This is a genomic window from Paenimyroides baculatum (assembly GCF_008629655.1).
Lineage (GTDB): Bacteria > Bacteroidota > Bacteroidia > Flavobacteriales > Flavobacteriaceae > Flavobacterium > Flavobacterium baculatum.
Map to the genome: position 1 here is coordinate 160,282 of NZ_VWSG01000001.1, position 17,997 is coordinate 178,278.

Annotated in this window: 18 protein-coding genes; 4 read left to right on the top strand and 14 right to left on the bottom strand. The window is 34.3% G+C overall.

Annotated elements, in window-relative coordinates; translation table 11 throughout:
* Positions 1 to 3: 3 nt before the first annotated feature.
* From F0460_RS00815 to F0460_RS00830, 4 genes are all read right to left on the bottom strand, one after another.
* Positions 4 to 1,407 (bottom strand): DUF4178 domain-containing protein, encoded by a 1,404-nt coding sequence (locus F0460_RS00815; RefSeq protein ID WP_150009418.1) that lies wholly within the window; start codon positions 1,405 to 1,407, stop codon positions 4 to 6.
* Positions 1,407 to 1,778 (bottom strand): S-adenosylmethionine decarboxylase family protein, encoded by a 372-nt coding sequence (locus F0460_RS00820; protein ID WP_150009419.1) that lies wholly within the window; start codon positions 1,776 to 1,778, stop codon positions 1,407 to 1,409. Before F0460_RS00820 ends, F0460_RS00815 begins: the two co-directional genes overlap by 1 nt.
* 93 nt (positions 1,779 to 1,871) lie before the next feature.
* Complete coding sequence (gene pckA, locus F0460_RS00825) at positions 1,872 to 3,485, bottom strand: phosphoenolpyruvate carboxykinase (ATP) (protein ID WP_150009420.1); 1,614 nt, start codon at positions 3,483 to 3,485, stop codon at positions 1,872 to 1,874.
* A gap of 63 nt (positions 3,486 to 3,548) precedes the next feature.
* Positions 3,549 to 3,938 carry a DUF423 domain-containing protein gene (locus F0460_RS00830; protein ID WP_150009421.1) on the bottom strand — a complete coding sequence of 130 codons (390 nt, stop codon included), beginning with the start codon at positions 3,936 to 3,938 and terminating at the stop codon, positions 3,549 to 3,551.
* Positions 3,939 to 4,040: 102 nt separating this feature from the next.
* Between F0460_RS00830 and F0460_RS00835 the strand changes: the two genes are divergently transcribed.
* Entirely contained in the window at positions 4,041 to 5,399 is a 1,359-nt protein-coding gene (locus F0460_RS00835) for a saccharopine dehydrogenase family protein (RefSeq protein ID WP_150009422.1), read from the top strand.
* Positions 5,400 to 5,847: 448 nt separating this feature from the next.
* Here the strand turns inward: F0460_RS00835 and F0460_RS00840 are convergent, their stop codons facing one another.
* From F0460_RS00840 to F0460_RS00885, 10 genes are all read right to left on the bottom strand, one after another.
* Positions 5,848 to 7,536 carry an ABC transporter ATP-binding protein gene (locus tag F0460_RS00840; RefSeq protein WP_150009423.1) on the bottom strand — a complete coding sequence of 563 codons (1,689 nt, stop codon included), beginning with the start codon at positions 7,534 to 7,536 and terminating at the stop codon, positions 5,848 to 5,850.
* A gap of 96 nt (positions 7,537 to 7,632) precedes the next feature.
* Positions 7,633 to 8,079: an OsmC family protein gene (locus F0460_RS00845; protein WP_150009424.1), complete on the bottom strand. Its 447-nt coding sequence runs from the start codon at positions 8,077 to 8,079 to the stop codon at positions 7,633 to 7,635.
* Between the two features lie 268 nt (positions 8,080 to 8,347).
* On the bottom strand, positions 8,348 to 9,061 hold the full coding sequence (locus tag F0460_RS00850; RefSeq protein WP_150009425.1) for a 3'-5' exonuclease: 714 nt from the start codon (positions 9,059 to 9,061) through the stop codon (positions 8,348 to 8,350).
* The gene (locus tag F0460_RS00855; protein ID WP_150009426.1) at positions 9,058 to 10,215 is read right to left on the bottom strand and encodes a serine hydrolase domain-containing protein; all 1,158 of its coding nucleotides are present in this window, start codon (positions 10,213 to 10,215) and stop codon (positions 9,058 to 9,060) included. Before F0460_RS00855 ends, F0460_RS00850 begins: the two co-directional genes overlap by 4 nt.
* 35 nt (positions 10,216 to 10,250) lie before the next feature.
* Entirely contained in the window at positions 10,251 to 10,448 is a 198-nt protein-coding gene (locus F0460_RS00860; RefSeq protein WP_091517635.1) for a helix-turn-helix transcriptional regulator, read from the bottom strand.
* Positions 10,432 to 10,920, bottom strand: a complete 489-nt coding sequence (locus tag F0460_RS00865; RefSeq protein ID WP_150009427.1) for a hypothetical protein — start codon at positions 10,918 to 10,920, stop codon at positions 10,432 to 10,434. The genes F0460_RS00860 and F0460_RS00865 overlap by 17 nt, the downstream gene beginning before the upstream one ends.
* A 266-nt stretch (positions 10,921 to 11,186) precedes the next feature.
* Positions 11,187 to 12,788 (bottom strand): fumarate hydratase, encoded by a 1,602-nt coding sequence (locus F0460_RS00870; protein WP_150009914.1) that lies wholly within the window; start codon positions 12,786 to 12,788, stop codon positions 11,187 to 11,189.
* 106 nt (positions 12,789 to 12,894) lie between these two features.
* Positions 12,895 to 13,773, bottom strand: coding sequence for a DUF4476 domain-containing protein (locus F0460_RS00875; protein ID WP_150009428.1), 879 nt, complete (start codon positions 13,771 to 13,773; stop codon positions 12,895 to 12,897).
* A gap of 107 nt (positions 13,774 to 13,880) precedes the next feature.
* The gene (locus F0460_RS00880) at positions 13,881 to 14,624 is read right to left on the bottom strand and encodes a uroporphyrinogen-III synthase (protein WP_150009429.1); all 744 of its coding nucleotides are present in this window, start codon (positions 14,622 to 14,624) and stop codon (positions 13,881 to 13,883) included.
* Between the two features lie 12 nt (positions 14,625 to 14,636).
* Positions 14,637 to 15,305, bottom strand: a complete 669-nt coding sequence (locus tag F0460_RS00885; RefSeq protein ID WP_150009430.1) for a DUF4271 domain-containing protein — start codon at positions 15,303 to 15,305, stop codon at positions 14,637 to 14,639.
* A 98-nt stretch (positions 15,306 to 15,403) separates the two neighbouring features.
* Here F0460_RS00885 and F0460_RS00890 point away from each other — a divergent pair, with 98 nt between their 5' ends.
* The 3 genes from F0460_RS00890 to F0460_RS00900 all read left to right on the top strand — a co-directional run bounded on the left by F0460_RS00890 (position 15,404) and on the right by F0460_RS00900 (position 17,977).
* Positions 15,404 to 16,126: a polyprenol monophosphomannose synthase gene (locus tag F0460_RS00890; RefSeq protein ID WP_150009431.1), complete on the top strand. Its 723-nt coding sequence runs from the start codon at positions 15,404 to 15,406 to the stop codon at positions 16,124 to 16,126.
* Entirely contained in the window at positions 16,127 to 17,464 is a 1,338-nt protein-coding gene (locus F0460_RS00895; protein WP_150009432.1) for a dihydroorotase, read from the top strand. It abuts the gene before it with no gap.
* Between the two features lie 114 nt (positions 17,465 to 17,578).
* Entirely contained in the window at positions 17,579 to 17,977 is a 399-nt protein-coding gene (locus F0460_RS00900; protein WP_150009433.1) for a DUF4296 domain-containing protein, read from the top strand.
* Positions 17,978 to 17,997: the final 20 nt, after the last annotated feature.

The window sequence follows — 17,997 nt, forward strand, 5'->3', positions numbered from 1 at the left end:
AGTTTATTTATGGGAAGCTCCCGATGATGAATAGGTTCTGGCTATATAATGTACTCTGTTGCCCGTGTAGTTGGCATTTTCTAATTCGGTATTAACTTTTGATGAATTGCAGGTTAAGTTCGATATAAACATATAATTTCCAAAAATGTATAATCCTAAAATTATTCCTGCATATTTTAAAGGTTCGTAATTTTTGTATTTGTAAACGTTTTTAAAATCTTGTAATTCGTTTGTATGGTTTCTGTTAATAATCGTGTAATAGTAAAAAAAGGCAGCGGTTAAAGTAATTATAATAGAAATATACAGCCAAACCTGACTAACGCCACCAACAGTTATTTTGTAATCAACATCATACGAATTTTCTGGCTTATTAATGTTTGCAGTATAATGAAAAGCCAAATGATACGAGCCTTTATCTACACCGCAAAAAGTTACTTCGTTACCCGATGCGTAATTTTGTGAATTATTGAAATGTTTAAAAGTTTCGGTTAAATGCGTAGCGTTTGTTTTTTCGTTAACCAATGATACATTTAAAGCAATGTCCGGATCTGTAACTTCTGATACAAATGAAAGTTTAATCTTTTTATCATGACCCTTAACATCAAAAGGCGGACTTATAAACTGATTACTTGTAGAATTTGCCTTAATAATACTGTTGGTATAAGTAACCATATCTACATTGTTGTAATTTAAAGCATAATGCAAACCACCGATCACTAAAGAAATCAAAGCAAAAAACAACACCAGATTTTTTAATACATTGTTGTTTTTGTAGATGCTTTCGCGTTCTTTTATAAATAGTTTTCTAAAACTTGTTTTGTTTAAATATTCGCCAAAAAAAACTTCGGTAACATCGCCATATTTTTCAACCGATAAAAACTGACTTTGATTATAATTGTGCTGAAACGTTCTGTTGTACGATTCTTCTAAAATGTTATTAAAGAAAACACCGTGTGCCGCAACAGGTAATGCGTACTGTGCAAATTCAAAATCATATCCAGATCCTTTATACTTTATGGTTCCGCCTAATTTTGCTTGCTCTGTCAGTTCTGTGGTAATAGGAATCTCTGTTAAGAACGAATTAAAATCGCTTCCGTGCGATAAAAATATTAGATCACCGTTTTTGTCGGCTAAAATATATTCGTTCCACGAAACATAACTTCCTTTTTCTTGTTTGGTCGATATACCTACAATGTAATACGTTCGTCCGTTATAAGTAACCGTTTCATTTAACGACGCGTATACATCTTTAAAAGAGCCCGTTATTTTACCAGCATATTCCGTTGAGGTTTCGTTGATTTTAGATATGGACGAACAAACTGGGCACGCAAAAGTTTGCGGCTTTAATTTAGTGTAAGCAATTTCGGTAACACTGTGGCAGTTTGCACATTGATATTTTGCATTCATTAGCGGTACACATTTGTTTCATTTAACACTTCGGCATTAAAAAATTGTTTGTAGGCAGTACTTAAAGCTTCTACTTTTTGTGTATTGTCTTTTAAGTAATTGCATAGATAGATGTCAAGCGTTAATTGCTCAAATTCCGGCCAGGTATGTATGCAGATGTGCGATTCTTTTAAGCAAAAAGCCATTGTGTATCCGCTTGAATCAAATGAGTGATGCGATATACCTACAATTTCCAAATTAAAATCGTTAATAAGATTTTTAGAAAATTCCTGAAAGTTTTCAAGCGAAGTTAAAAGCATTTCGTCTTTAACCTGTAGAGTAAGCAGTTTGTGTAATCCGGGATTGTATAAGCTTTTTTCTGATTGATTCATTTTTCTTTCAAAAGTGTTAACAAATATATAAAAAGAACCATAAAAAACAAAAGCCCAACAACTGTTGGACTTTAATTTAATATTTCAAGAAGATTATAATTGTGGACCCGCCGCAACTAATGATTTTCCTTCTTCGTTATCTGTGTAGTTTTCGAAATTTGTTACGAATAACTTCGCTAAATCTGTAGCTTTTGTTTCCCATTCACTTGCAGTTGCATACGTGTTTCTAGGATCTAAAATGTTGGTATCAACACCTTCTAAACCTGTAGGAACTGCTAAATTGAAAATTGGAACAATTGTAGTTTCAGCATTTTCGATAGATCCATCTAAAATACGGTCGATAATTGCACGGGTATCTTTAATAGAAATACGTTTTCCGGTACCATTCCAACCAGTGTTAACCATGTAAGCGGTAGCATTGTGCTCTTCCATTTTCTTAACTAATTCTTCACCGTATTTAGTTGGGTGCAAGCTTAAGAATGCTTTACCAAAACAAGCCGAAAAAGTAGGTTCTGGTTGTGTAACACCACGCTCTGTTCCTGCTAATTTTGCTGTAAATCCTGATAAGAAATAGTATTTTGTTTGTTCTGGAGTTAATTTAGAAACCGGAGGCATAACACCAAAAGCATCTGCAGTTAAGAAGATTACTTTTTTAGCGTGACCTGCTTTAGAAACCGGTTTTACAATATTCTCAATATGTTCAATAGGATACGAAACACGAGTGTTTTGTGTTACAGATCCATCTTTAAAATCAATTTTTCCTTCAGCATCAAGTGTTACATTTTCTAACAATGCATCACGTTTAATAGCTGCAAAAATTTCTGGTTCGTGTTCTTTACTTAAATCAATTGTTTTAGCATAACATCCGCCTTCAAAATTGAAAACACCATCTTTATCCCATCCGTGCTCATCATCGCCAATCAATTCACGTTTTGGATCTGTTGATAAAGTTGTTTTTCCTGTTCCCGATAAACCAAAGAAAACAGCAACATCGCCTTCTTTACCTTTGTTTGCAGAACAGTGCATTGAAGCAATTCCTTGTAATGGCAAGTAGTAGTTCATCATAGAGAACATACCTTTTTTCATTTCGCCACCGTACCAAGTACCGCCAATTAACTGCATTTTTTCTGTTAAGTTGAATGCAATGTAAACTTCAGAATTTAAGTTGTGTGATTTGTAATCTTTAAATGAAGTTTTAGATGCGTTGATTACCACGAAATCTGGCTCGCCAAAGTTTTCTAATTCAGCGTCTGTTGGGCGGATAAACATATTTTTTACAAAATGTGCCTGCCAAGCAACTTCCATTATAAAACGTACTTTCAAACGAGTATCTTCGTTAGCACCGCAAAAAGCATCAACAACATATAATTTTTTACCTGATAATTCAGAAGTTGCGTTTTGCTTTAAAGCTTCCCAAGTATCTTGAGAAATAGGTTTGTTATCGTTTTTAGCGTTTTCAGAAGTCCACCAGATAGTGTTTTCTGTAACTGCATCTTTTACAATGTATTTATCTTTAGGAGAACGTCCGGTGAAATCACCCGTCATAACGTTTACTGCTCCAAGTTCCGATACTTGTCCGCGCTCAAAACCTTGCAAGTTATCATCTGTTTCAGCTTTAAATAACTCATCGTACGACGGATTGTAAATAATTTCTGTTACATTGTTAATTCCGTACTTATCTAAAGATATTGATTTTGAAACCTTCATTTTTAAATCTTGTGTTGTGTTAATTTGCATACAAACTTACTAATAAATTTAGTATTTTTTTTATTAATTGTTTTTTTGTTTCATTGAATAAAAAGCCGTTAAAAACCAGCTTACTATTAAAAATAATCCGCCAACGGGTGTTACTGGTCCTAAAAATTTAAAGTTTATGCCCGATAAACCTTGGGTTGCCAGTAAAAAAATAGACCCCGAAAATAAAAAAACGCCTATGGTAGTTAAAATACCAATGGTTCGCTTGTTTTTTTCTGTTAGTACATTTAATTGCGAAACAAGCAGTAAAAACAATGCGTGATATATTTGGTATCTTACGCCGGTTTCAAAGCTTACAAGCTGCTCTGCTGTTAAAACTTCTTTTAGTGCATGTGCGCCAAAAGCACCTAAAATTATTGCAACAAATCCAAAAAAAGCTGCCAATGTTACTAACTTTCTAGTCATGGGAAAATTTTTGTCAAATGTACACTTTTTTATTTTTCGATAAGTGTTTTTTTTCATGCGCTATTTTTTTAGTACTTTTAGCACATTCAAAACCAGAAATTAATGAAAAATATATTGTTGTTTGGTTCAGGAAGATCAACTTCTTCTTTAATCAAATATTTGTTGGAACGTACAGAAACACATCAGTTCAAACTTCATATTGTCGATCAGTCGATCACATCAATCCAAGAAAAAATCGCCGATAACCCCAACGCATTTGCCATTGCTTTAGATATTCATAACGATGCAGAACGAACCAAATTAATAGAAAAAGCCGATGTAGTAATTTCTATGATGCCTGCTTTTTTACACCCGATTATTGCTGCCGATTGTCTTAAATTTAGTAAGCATTTAGTGACCGCATCGTACATTTCGAACGAATTAAAAGAAATGGATGGCGAAGTGAAAGCTAAAGGTTTGATTTTTATGAACGAATGTGGATTAGATCCGGGGATTGATCACATGAGTGCCATGAAAGTTTTAGACGAGATTAGAGAAAAAGGCGGAAATCCGGTTCATTTTGAAAGTTTCTGTGGTGGTTTGGTTGCTCCCGAATCTGATGATAACATCTGGAAATATAAATTCTCATGGAATCCTCGTAACGTGGTTGTTGCCGGGCAAGGCGGTGCTGCGAAGTTTTTGCAGCAAGGAACTTATAAATATATTCCGTATCAGCGTATCTTTAAACGTACCGAATTTTTAGAAATTGAAGGTTTTGGAAGATTTGAAGCGTATGCAAACCGAGATTCGTTAGGATATCGCGAAGCGTATGGTTTGCAAAATGCCCATACTATTTACCGTGGAACCATGCGTAGAGTGGGTTATTCGCGTGCTTGGAATATGTTGGTGCAATTGGGTGTGACTGATGATACGTACACGATTGAAGATTCTGAAAACATGACGTATCGCGAATTTATCAATTCGTTTTTATATTATCACCCAACCGATTCTGTAGAGGTAAAATTCCGTTTGACTTTAAATGTGGAACAAGACGATACTGTTTGGGACAAGTTTTTAGCTTTGGATCTTTTCAATAACGATAAAAAAGTCGGCTTGAAAAATGCAACGCCAGCTCAGGTAATGGAAAAAATTCTTTCTGAAAAATGGACGTTGCAACCAAATGATAAAGACATGATTGTAATGTATCATAAATTTGGGTACACCATGCAGGGAAGTACTGAAACTTTTCAGATAGATTCTACAATGGTTTGTTTGGGAGAAGATGCTGTATTAACCGGAATGGCAAAAACAGTTGGTTTGCCAGTTGGTATCATTACCCTTAAAATATTAAATGGTGAAATTACTACACCTGGAATACAAATGCCACTTACAAAAGAGGTTTACGAGCCTGTTTTAAAAGAACTGGAAACTTTTGGAATTATCTTCCAAGAAAAAGAAGTTCCTTACGATGGTGGAATTTAAAAAACTACAACCCCGATTCAATATTGAATCGGGGTTGTAGTTTTTTAGCTAATATTGGTAGTAATTGTATGCGGCAAATAAATCAAAAAAATAACCACCTTATTTAATAAGATGGTTTGTTCTGTGAGATAGTATATTAACTTACTTTAATACCCATAAATAAATCATTTTTTTTTACTACAAGTAAAATTTTCATATTGTTTTCGCTGTGTTTGCGATTTTTTTTAAAATCTTCATTTACTTGTCGCATCAAACATTCTCGAATCAGAAATAATTCTTCTTCTTTAAATATTTTATAAAGATAGTAATTAAATTTAACAAAAGCGAATCTTTTTATTTTGTTAATCTATGTTTTAAACGTTGATAGTGTAATGATGTTAATATAATATCTGTATATTAGTAATTTATAAAAATTACTATTGAAACATCATCATTATAACGCACGCTTTTAAATTCCTTTCGGAATTGCGTTAATTAATTTTTGAGTATATGGTTTTTTCGGATGTTCAATTAAAGCATCAGCTTCGTTTTGTTCTTCGATTTTTCCTTTATTCATTACGATAATCTGATCCGAAATGTATTTTACAACCGCCAAATCGTGTGATATAAACAAATAGGTAAATCCGAAATTATCTTTTAAATCATTCAGTAAATTCAACACTTGGGCTTGGACAGAAATATCCAATGCCGAAACCGATTCATCGCAAATAATTAATTTAGGATTCACCGCAATGGTTCGAGCAATGCCTATACGTTGACGTTGACCTCCAGAAAATTCATGCGGATATCGATCGTAATGTTCAGGTAATAATCCTACTTTGTTCAACAAATCCAATACTTTTTCTTTACGTTCTTTATCGTTTGCGTACAGTTTATGAACTTTCATTGGTTCTAAAATAGCTTCGCCAACGGTTATTTTTGGATTTAACGATGCAAACGGATCCTGAAAAATAATCTGAATTTCTTTACGCAGTTCTTTTAATTCGTTTTTCGATAATTTGGTAATATCTTTATCTCTGTAAAAAATCTGACCTTTTGTAGCAGGATCTAACTGTAAAATAGCATTTCCTAATGTCGATTTTCCACAACCACTTTCGCCAACCAAACCCAACGTTTCGCCTTCGTACATTTTAAAACTTACATTGTCTACTGCCTTAAAATAATCATTCGGTTTAAATAATTGCGTTTTTAAAAGGTATTCTTTCTCAACGTTTTCAACGCGTAACAAAGGTTTTTTATCATACAATTTATCTAAATGTTCTTTGCGTTCTTCTTGTGAAATTGCCGCCGCATTTTCTGTTCCGCTTAAATAATCTTGAATGGTTGGCAAACGTTTTAAACGGACATTTAACGCTGGGCGAGAAGCAATCAATGCTTTTGTATAAATGTGTTCGGGATGTTTAAAGATCTTTAAAGCCGAATTTTGTTCTACAATTTCGCCTTTGTACATCACCAAAATACGATCGCAAATTTCTGATATTAATGATAAATCGTGCGAAATAAACAAAATGCTCATGCCGGTTTCTTGTTGCAGATTTTTTAACAACAAAATAATTTCCTGTTGAACCGTAACATCTAAAGCAGTAGTTGGTTCATCGGCAATCAGAATTTCAGGTTTGCAGGCAATTGCCATGGCAATCATCACGCGTTGTTTTTGTCCGCCCGAAATTTGATGTGGGTATTTGTTATAGAATGTAATTGGGTCGGGTAGTTTTACCTGATCGAACAATCGCAACACTTCTGCTTTAATTTCTTTTTCAGATAAATTGGTATGTGTTTCTAAAATCTCTGCAACTTGTTCGCCACAATTTATCGACGGGTTTAAAGAACTCATTGGTTCCTGAAAGATCATCGATACTTTTTTGCCTCGTATTTTCTGAAAAGCTTTCTCGGAATAATTGGTGATATCTTCGTTTTTAAAGTGAATAGAACCTGTGTTTAAATCGGATACATTTTTAGGGAGCAAACCCATTACAGCCAGACTTGAAACCGATTTTCCTGAACCCGATTCACCTACAATACCAACAATTTCGTTAGGATAAACTTCAAACGAAATAGAATGGATTACTTCGTTCCATTTTTTTTCCTGTAAAAAAGAAATGCTTAAATTTTCTACCCTTAAAATCGGTTCTTTCATAAAAAAAATACTACCAATAATTATAAAAATTAAAGGTAGTAAAAACAAACTAAACAATTTTTTTAAGCTATTAGTTTTTAGCTTTTAGTAATTAGATCAAGCTACATTCTGTGTATAATCTTTTGTAACAACCAAATTAATCGGGGTGCTGTTTAAAAGATTATCGTAAATAGGGCAACGTTCTTTAATTTCATCCATCCAAAACTTCAGGGTACTTAAATCGGCATTGGTAACGGGTTTTACAACCAGTTCAATTCGTTCAAAGCCGCTCCGGTCTTTTACGTTTAAGCCTTGTGTTTTGGCAGTATTTATGGTTCCTTTAATTTCAATCTGTATCGATTTTAAATCCATATCCAGATCATCTGCAACCTGATGTCCAACCATATTAATACATGCTGCAAATCCTGCTAAAAGATATTCTAAATGGGCATTTGAATTTTTTCTCATATCGTTTTGAGTGATTGAAAATTGTAATTCGCTGCTTTTAATGTTTAACTGGCTTTGGTTGGCAAAACTTAATAATGAAATTTGTTCTAGGCTCATGATTACTGGTTTTATGGATTAATATTAAATTATTGGGCATAAAAAAATCCCCTGCGGTTTTGCAGAGGATTCACTTAAATTATATTGTAAAATGGTTACAATTTAGTGCATACAAAACCTCTGCGGGAAAATTTCCACATTCTACAGTTGCGTGTATGTTTAATAAATTGTTGCATTTTAATTTTTCTGTTGATTTTTATTTCGGAACAAAAGTCTAAATTTATTTTTTAAAAAGAAAATTATTTTTAATATTTAACATTTAAATGTTTTAAACAGAAAATATTTCAGAATCACTTAAAATAGGTTCGTTGCGCATTCTTAAGAAAATCTGTGCTACGGCAACCACATCTCGTTCGCAGTATTTCGCAATTCGTTCTATGTTTTTCTCGTTGTAATATACGTTACGGACTTCACTTCCATCAATATCTTCTTTTGGCGACGGAATGTTTAAGACATACGTTAGTAATTTTAAAGACGTATAATGTTTATAATCGCCGAATTTCCATAATTCCAAGGTGTCGAGATGCGGAATTTCCCAAGGTTTTCTGCCGAAAAGCTGCAGTTTTTCAGGAATATTTATCCCATTAATCAGCATACGGCGACACATGTACGGAATATCGAATTCTTTAATATTGTGTCCGCAAAATACAAATGCCGGATTTGAAAAATGGGTTTTTACTAAGTCGTTAAATTCCTCTAACAATTGCTTTTCTTCGCCAATGATTGATTTTGTTCTAAACTGTCGCTCGGCATTTTTAATGGTGAAATATCCAACCGAAATACAAATGATCTTTCCGAATTCAGCCCAAATTCCTGCACGATCGTAAAATTCTTCGGGCGTTAAATCATCTTTTCGCTGATATTGTGTTTTATCGGCGAATAATTGCTGTGCATCTTCAGGTAAATCATTAAAAAATTCTGATTGTGGCACGGTTTCAATATCCAAAAACAGAATATTTGGTAAAACTATTTTATCAATCATAACTGTTTGCTTAACATATTATAGGTTTCGTCGATATAAACATATAAATCATTGCTGTGCGCATCGGTTGTGGTTTGCAAGCCTTTGACATGGCCCAAACGAACAATGATTAAATTGTCTTCGGGAATTACAATGGTAAACTGCCCCAAATGACCGCGCATGTAGTAGATATGCTTGTTTTTGTAGTTTGATAACCACCAGCCGTAACCATATTGCGGACTTTCTTTAAAACGCGGATTGATTGATTTGAATACAAATCCGGTTGATAAAATTTGTTCGCCATTCCACATACCGTTTTGCAGATATAGTTTTCCAAATCTGGCAAAATCACGAGCATTGCTTGCAACACAACAATACGCTTTTTCAATTCCGTTGTCTTTATGGTCGATCTGCCAAAGTGCATCATGTTCCATTCCCATAGGTTGCCAGAAATATTTCGAAACAAAATCAGCCAGACTCATTTTTGTAGCTTTTTCTAAAACCATTGCTAGTAATTGCGTATCGCCACTTTGATAGATAAATTCCTGACCAGGTTTTTTATCAATCGGTAAACTTAACATCAGTGATCGCAAATCGGTTTTAAAATATGCCTGCGTGGTAATCGATGTTGGTCCGTAATAATTTTCGTCCCATTTTTGTCCCGATGCCATACTTGCCAAATCGCCAACCGTTACTTCTTTCGCGAATTTGCCTGTTAATTCGGGTAAAAAATCAATTACTTTAGTGTATAAACTTTGAATCATTCCTAAATCGATCGCTTTTCCTAATGCCGATGTTACAATGCTTTTCGCCATAGAAAACGAGTTGGTTTTACTGTCTTCTTTGCCAACATCGAAATAACTTTCATGAAAAATACTGTCGTTTTTAATGATTAAGAACGATGTAGTTTGAAGGTCTTTATGTGTTTGATTCAGCTTTTCGGTAGCAGGAATTTTATTGTAATTTTTTGATATGTTCCAAGGTTGTGCCGTTCCTTTTTTAATTTCACGATTATTAAAATAACTGTAATCTTCTAAAAAAGCCGTTTTATGACCGGTTAAATACGTTACGCGAACCGCACGAATCAGATAACCGTAATCGAAAATGTACATAAGAGCAATGATCGATATAAAAATAATAGCAAACCATTTAAGGATTTTTATAAGAATTTTCATGATTTTATTTGTTGGATAAATTAAAGATAACAAAATTATTCATCGTCTAACTGAAAAATTTCGTTTACAGTTACATTGAACATTTTAGACATACGCAAAGCCAATTCTACCGAAGGGGCATATTTTCCGGCTTCGATTGCATTAATTGTTTGTCTTGTAACACCTAGTTTTTCTGCCAATTCTGCCTGTGTGATGTTATGAATGGCACGGAATACTTTAATCTTCGTTTTCATAACTAAACTGTTTTTTATAGATGAATAATTTGGTGTAGTAGAAGATGTTTAAAAATAAGATAAAACCATAAAAGAAAAACATAATTACTGGTATAAATGAAGCACCATAAATAAAAATTTCACTTAAAATAAGCATAGAAAATGTAAAGTCTGTAGAATACGTTAAAGATTTATAGCGAATTAATCCTATCATTTCGTCTTCGGTTTTTTCTTTAGAGAATGCGAGAATTACACCCGAAAGGAAGAACGTAATATCCAGAATTTCATTGTAAATGTTATCTGTTATAATGACTGAATACTTGTCTAAATTTTCTCCTTCCAAAATATAATCATTGGCGATCGCAAATACTTTTGTATTTATTTCTATGTCGAAAGTATGAGTAGCCTGCAAGAGAATTAAAATAAAGGATATTATAAAAACCACTAAAGCAGGAATTTTTAATTTGTTCGGGAATAAATAAATACTTTTCATAATAGATAGTTTTAAAATTATTGATTGAATCAAATGTAATAAAAATTTTATATTATGTAAAAAATATTTTACAAATAGTAAAAATAAAAATACTTTTTGGTAGGTTTAATCCGACTCTGAAAACAAGTTCAGAGTGACAAATACTGGGTCATCCTGAACTTGTTTTCAGAGTCGCATTGCTACCTTATAATAAAAAAAGCTCTATAAAGTTTTCACACCTTATAGAGCTTTGAGCTTATAACTAACAACTAAAGACGAATAATTATTTACAAATTCTGAAAGAAATCGTTTCCTTTATCATCGGTAATAATGAATGCAGGGAAATCTTTTACGGTAATTTTTCGAACTGCTTCCATTCCCAATTCAGGGAAATCAACTACTTCAACTTTTAAAATATTGTCTTGAGCCAAAATAGCTGCCGGTCCGCCGATCGATCCTAAATAAAAACCTCCGTGTTTCGCACAAGCATCGGTAACTTGTTGTGAGCGATTTCCTTTTGCTAACATAATCATCGATCCGCGGTTTTCCTGGAATAAATCAACATAACTGTCCATACGTCCCGCAGTTGTTGGTCCGAAAGATCCTGAAGCCATTCCTTCCGGAGTTTTTGCAGGTCCTGCGTAATAAACCGGGTGATTCTTGAAATATTCCGGCATTGGTTCGCCGTTATCTAACATTTCCTTGATTTTTGCGTGGGCAATATCGCGGGCAACAATAACGGTTCCGTTCAACATTAATCTGGTTTTGATCGGGTGTTTGCTTAATTCTGCCAAAATCTGATCCATTGGCTGATCCAAATCAATAGAAACCGGAGCTTCTAAATGCGGAGCAGTTTCTGGTAATAATCTTGCAGGATTTGTTTCTAACTGCTCCACAAAAATACCGTCGGTTGTGATTTTTCCTTTGATATTTCTATCGGCAGAACACGAAACGCCCAAACCAACCGGACAAGAAGCTGCGTGACGTGGTAAACGAATCACGCGAACGTCGTGCACCAAATATTTACCGCCAAATTGTGCACCTACGCCAGATTCCTGACAAATTTGCTGAATGCGTTTTTCCCATTCCAAATCGCGAAACGCTTGTCCCGCCATGTTTCCGGTTGTTGGTAAATGGTCGTAATATCCTGCAGATGCTTTTTTAACTGTTGCCAGTGTTGCTTCGGCAGAAGTTCCGCCAATAACTAAAGCTAAATGATAAGGAGGACATGCAGCCGTTCCCAAATCCATAATTTTTGCTTTAATGAAAGCTTCTAACGATTTATCGTTTAATAACGATTTTGTCTGTTGATATAAAAAGGTTTTATTAGCCGATCCGCCGCCTTTTGCAAGGAACAGGAATTCGTACGAATTTCCTTTTTTAGAATAGATATCTATTTGCGCCGGAAGGTTAGATCCCGAGTTTTTCTCTTCGAACATTGAAATTGGAACGATTTGAGAATAACGTAAATTTTTATTGATATACGTGTTGAAAATACCTTTTGACAACGCTTCTGCATCATCAATTCCGGTATAAACATTTTCGCCTTTTTTTGCCATTACAATTGCTGTTCCCGTATCTTGGCACGATGGTAATTCGCCGCCAACAGCCACTGCAGCATTTTGCAATAAGTTGTAAGCAACAAAACGGTCGTTATCGGTAGCTTCGGGATCATCGATAATTGCACGTAATTTTTCTAAATGCGACGTACGCAGCATAAACGAAACATCGGTCATTGCTGTTTCTGCCAATAATTCCAATCCTTTCGGGTCAACCGTTAAAATTTCGCGATCTCCTAATTTTTCAATTTTTACGTAATCTGAAGAAATTTTACGATACTGTGTATCATCTTTTTGTACAGGATACGAATCCTGATATAGAAAATCAATCATTTTTGCTGAATTGTTATTTAGTGGCGTAAAAATACTGAAATATGATTTTAGACTGACTCTAAATTTTAGGTAAAATCCTCAAAAAAAGAGAAGTTGCCTTCTCTTATCTTCTTTTTGAAACGTAGTTCATTAATTCTTTTTTGTTTTTGTCGAAATCGAAACTTTCGTAAACTATATAAAAGTTTTTGGTATCGATACAATAATCATACAGTAATTTTCCGGCTTGCAAACGCGTATCATCAAAAGAAAAAGTGCTTAACAACGTATTGATCTGTTGCGATGTAAACAATGCCGATTTTACCTGTTGTTCAATGTAAGCCATTTTGTCTTTATCAAAAGTAGCGTTTCGTTTTAATGTTTGCACAAAATTATCAAACGAACGGTTGTCCATAACTTCTTTAGATTGGTTATAGCCCGGTTGATTGTTGTAGTTTGGCGAGTTGTTATAAGGATTATTCCAAACATCGTCCCACTCGTTAAAACCATACATTTGTCCTTGAACTCGATACGAATCTAACAAATACAACCCATAATTATTGAAAAAATCTAACACCATACGCGTATTGTTTCGAACATTTAATGAAGTTCTGTAAACCAAATAACGGTCTTGATAGATCGAAAGCATCATTCTACCTGATTTCAAATCGAAAAACCGATATTTTCCCGAAGCTGAACTGATTACCTGATCGTCTATCTCAACAGTATAATAACCATATTCGGGAATTCGTAAAAATACTTCGGAATAACCTGTATTCTGATTCCAGTTATATCGGGTTTTGGTATTTCTGTTATCGCTTCTTGTCAGTGAACGGTTTCCAGATTGATTTGATGATGATGTAGTGCGAGGTAAATCTGTGCCACGTTGCGTTTTCATTTCGGTAGACGATGCTTCATTTTTTAACAGTTCTCCTTTTTTACCGGCTTCTTGTGCAAAAGCCAGCGTGCTTAAGGTTAACAAGCAAAGAGTAATTATTTTTTTCATGATTTATAACATTATATTTTAAAGAGCTTTTTCATGAACCATGCCAATTTTTGTTGAAGGAAATTATCAGTATAAAAAAACCTCTTCGTTAAAAGAGGTTCTGTATGTTATTTGTTAACTTTTGCTAGATATTGATCGATAGCCATTGTCATAGATGGAGCTTCAGGTGTTGGTGCCATAATGTCGACACGTAAACCAAAAAGCTCGGCTTCTTTTTTCGTTGTGCTTCCAAAAACACCAATTCTTGTATTGTCTTGAACAAAATCGGGGAAGTTTTTAAACAGCGAATTTATTCCTGTTGGACTGAAAAAGCATAAAACATCGTATTTTACATCTGCTAAATCAGATAAATCACTCATTGCGGTACGGAAAAATATTCCTTGTGTCCAGTTTACACCTAAATCGTTCAGCGTTTGGGGTACATCATCGTTTAATTTGTCCGATGCCGGTAATAAAAACTTGTCGTCTTTAAATTTTTTGATAAGTGGCGATAAATCAATAAAATCTTTCTGACCAACATATATTTTACGTTTACGGTAAACAACATATTTCTGCAGGTAATAAGCAATCGCTTCAGACTGACAAAAATATTTCATTGTTTCAGGAACTTTAAAACGCATTTCTTCTGCAACTCTGAAATAATGATCTACAGAGTTCTTGCTTGTAAGAATAATAGAGGTATAGTTGTTCAGGTCAATTTTTTGTTGACGCACTTCTTTGGCGTTTACACCTTCAACGTGAATGAAAGGTCTAAAGTCAATTTTTACTTTGTATTTCTGCTGTATGTCGAAATACGGAGAATTCTCCACTTTAGGTTCTGGTTGCGACACCAAAATTGATTTCACTTTCATGGCATTTGTGCTTTAGGTCTTAGAAAAAACAAACCAGTTATATAATATAACGTAGGGTGCTATTTCAAAGGTGCAAAGATACAAAATAAAATAAAACAAAAACTGACTAAATACTTTTTGATAACTTTTTAAGAGAAGAATAAACAAAATTGTGTTAAATAGCACGAAAACTCCCGATACTACCCATATAAAATAATCAAAAGAAAAACGGTTATAAAATAAAATGGCAACAACAGGTAGCAGTAATAATCCTAAATAAGATCGGTAACTAACCTTTACCAAATTGTACTGTTCGGCAAATTCTTCCATATTAAAACAAACCGCAATTATTTTTTCTACAAAATATTTTACCAGCACAAAAAACAACAAAATGCTTAAAATACGCAGATAAGTTGGGGAATAATTTAGGTTAGAAAATCCCGCAAGGCTTATAATATAATGCACAAAAAGACTTAACGAAACCATTTGCACAAAAAACATACTAATAGTAAAGCCGCTTTTCATATTATTGCTGTCGCGATACGTAGAAAGATATTTATTGGAGAAAGCCAGTTTTATAAAATCTTCAAAACGGTTTGGAAACGTAATTCGGGTAATAACAATTGTGGCAAAGGTTATTGTAAATAAAACCGTTGCCCAATCAAGAGAAAAATTGTTTCTATCTAAAAAATCTATTTCCATAAACGCTGTAAAAATACTAATTTTATGCGGAATAAAACCTTTTAATTTTATTAAGAAAACTACATTTAAAAAAAGCTACATTTGAGCAATATTTTTTTATGAAGCAAAATATAGTTGTAATACCTACTTTTAACGAAATAGAGAATATCGAAGATATTTTACGTGCGGTTATGAATTTGGAAACACCCATTGATGTTTTGGTGGTTGATGATAATTCGCCCGACGGAACTTCGGAAAAAGTATTACAAATTGCAGAAGAATTTCCCGACAGAATTTTTTTGAAGAAAAGATTAAAGAAAAACGGATTGGGAACAGCCTATGTTGCCGGCTTTAAATGGGCGTTAAAGCATAATTACGAATACATTTTTGAAATGGATGCCGATTTTTCGCACAACCCGAATGATTTGTCAAAGTTGTTGGAAGTGTGTAAAAATGTAGCCGATGTCTCTATAGGCTCGCGCTACGTAAGAGGTGTAAACGTGGTGAACTGGCCTTTAAGCCGTGTATTGTTATCGTATTTTGCGTCGGTTTACGTGCGGTTTGTTACCAGCATGAATATTATGGATACCACGGCAGGTTTTATTTGCTACCATCGTTCGGTTTTAGAGCAGATCAATCTCGATAAAATTAAATTTGTGGGATACGCCTTTCAGATCGAAATGAAATATCGCGCATTTTCACGTAACTTTAAGCTGGTGGAAGTTCCCATTATTTTTACGGATAGAACGAAAGGAAAATCAAAAATGTCGGGCAGTATTATTAAAGAAGCCGTTTTTGGCGTTCTACAATTACGATTTAAAAAACTATTTAATAAATTATAAATGAGTACTCTTTTAATTAAAAACGGAACCATAGTTAACGAAGGAAAAGTTTTTAAAGCCGATATTTTTATCGAAAACGAAATCATTTCTAAAATAGATACACAAATTACGGTTGCTGCCGATAAAGTGATCGATGCTTCGGGACTGCATATTTTTCCCGGTGTAATTGATGATCAGGTGCATTTTCGTGAACCAGGTTTAACACACAAAGGCAACATTGCAACAGAATCTAAAGCGGCAATTGCAGGCGGAGTTACATCGTTCATTGAACAGCCAAACACCGTTCCAAATGCCGTTACACAAGAAATTTTAGAAGAGAAATATCAGATTGCAGCCAATACATCTTATGCGAATTATTCGTTTATGATGGGCGGAACCAATGATAATTTAGAAGAAGTTTTAAAGACAAATCCACGCAATGTAGCCGGAATTAAGTTGTTTTTAGGATCATCAACAGGAAATATGTTGGTTGATAACGAAGAGGTTTTAGAGAAAATATTCTCGTCGACAAAAATGCTGATTGCCGTTCATTGCGAAGACGAACAAACCATTCGCGAAAATCTTGAAAAAGCGAAAGAACAGTTTGGCGACGATATTCCGGTAACACAACATCCAGTAATTCGTAGTGCCGAAGCATGTTATAAATCATCATCAAAAGCAATTGAATTAGCGAAGAAAACGGGCGCACGTCTGCATATTTTCCATATTAGCACGGGAATTGAAACCGATTTGTTCAGAAACGATATTCCGTTAGAAGAGAAAATGATTACTGCCGAAGTTTGCGTGCATCACTTGTATTTTTCAGACGAAGATTATAAAACCAAAGGTAATTTCATAAAATGGAATCCTGCGGTGAAATCGGCAACTGATCGAGAAAAAATATGGGAAGCATTGTTAGATGATCGCATTGATGTTATTGCAACCGACCATGCTCCACATACATTGGAAGAAAAATCTCAAAAATATTCTCAAGCTCCTTCTGGCGGACCGTTAGTTCAGCATTCGTTGATTACTATGTTGGAATTTGCAAAAGCAGGAAAAATAACGTTAGAAAAAGTCGTTCAAAAAATGATGCACAACCCAGCGATTCTGTTTAAAATAGAAAAACGCGGTTTTGTAAAAGAAGGTTTCTTTGCCGATTTGGTTTTGGTTGATTTAAACAGCGAAAATTGGACGGTTACCAAAGAAAACGTATTGGCAAAATGCGGTTGGTCGCCTTTAGAGGGCGTTGATTTTACAACAAAAGTACAATCGACTGTTTTAAACGGAAAGGTTGTTATGGAAAACGGCGTTATCAGCGAAGAACGTTTTGGTCAACGATTGTTATTCAACAGATAATAATTCGTCACTTCGAGTAGCGTAACAAAGTGGAGCGTATCGAGAAGTTAAGTTCTCGACAAGCCCGAACTGACGAAAACGTGTAAAGAAGTTTAAATACACATATATAAAAGTATGAAAAATTTAGTTTCAGTATTCTTTTTAATCATTCTGGTTGCTTGTTCAAACACAGAAAAAGCCGAAGTTTCTCAAGAAAAAATGGTCGATGTTTTGTATGATTTAACCGTATCATCAAGTGCGCGAAGTACCGCCAACAGACGCGATACAATTCAATACGTTGTAGATTATAAGCAGATTTTGAAAAAGCACGGTATAGACAGTTTAAAGTTTATCAAAGCACAAAAAGTCTATCAGCAAGATCCCGATGTGTATGCAGTAATTTATGATTCAGTTCAAAAACGTCTTCAGAAAAAGTTAGAAGAAGTTCGCGCAACCAAATTGGATTCAACCGAAGAAAAACTCAATCCGGTTATAAGTATTAAAGACGTTCCGTTCTCACGTCGCAGAGAATAATAATTTAGCAAAGTCACATT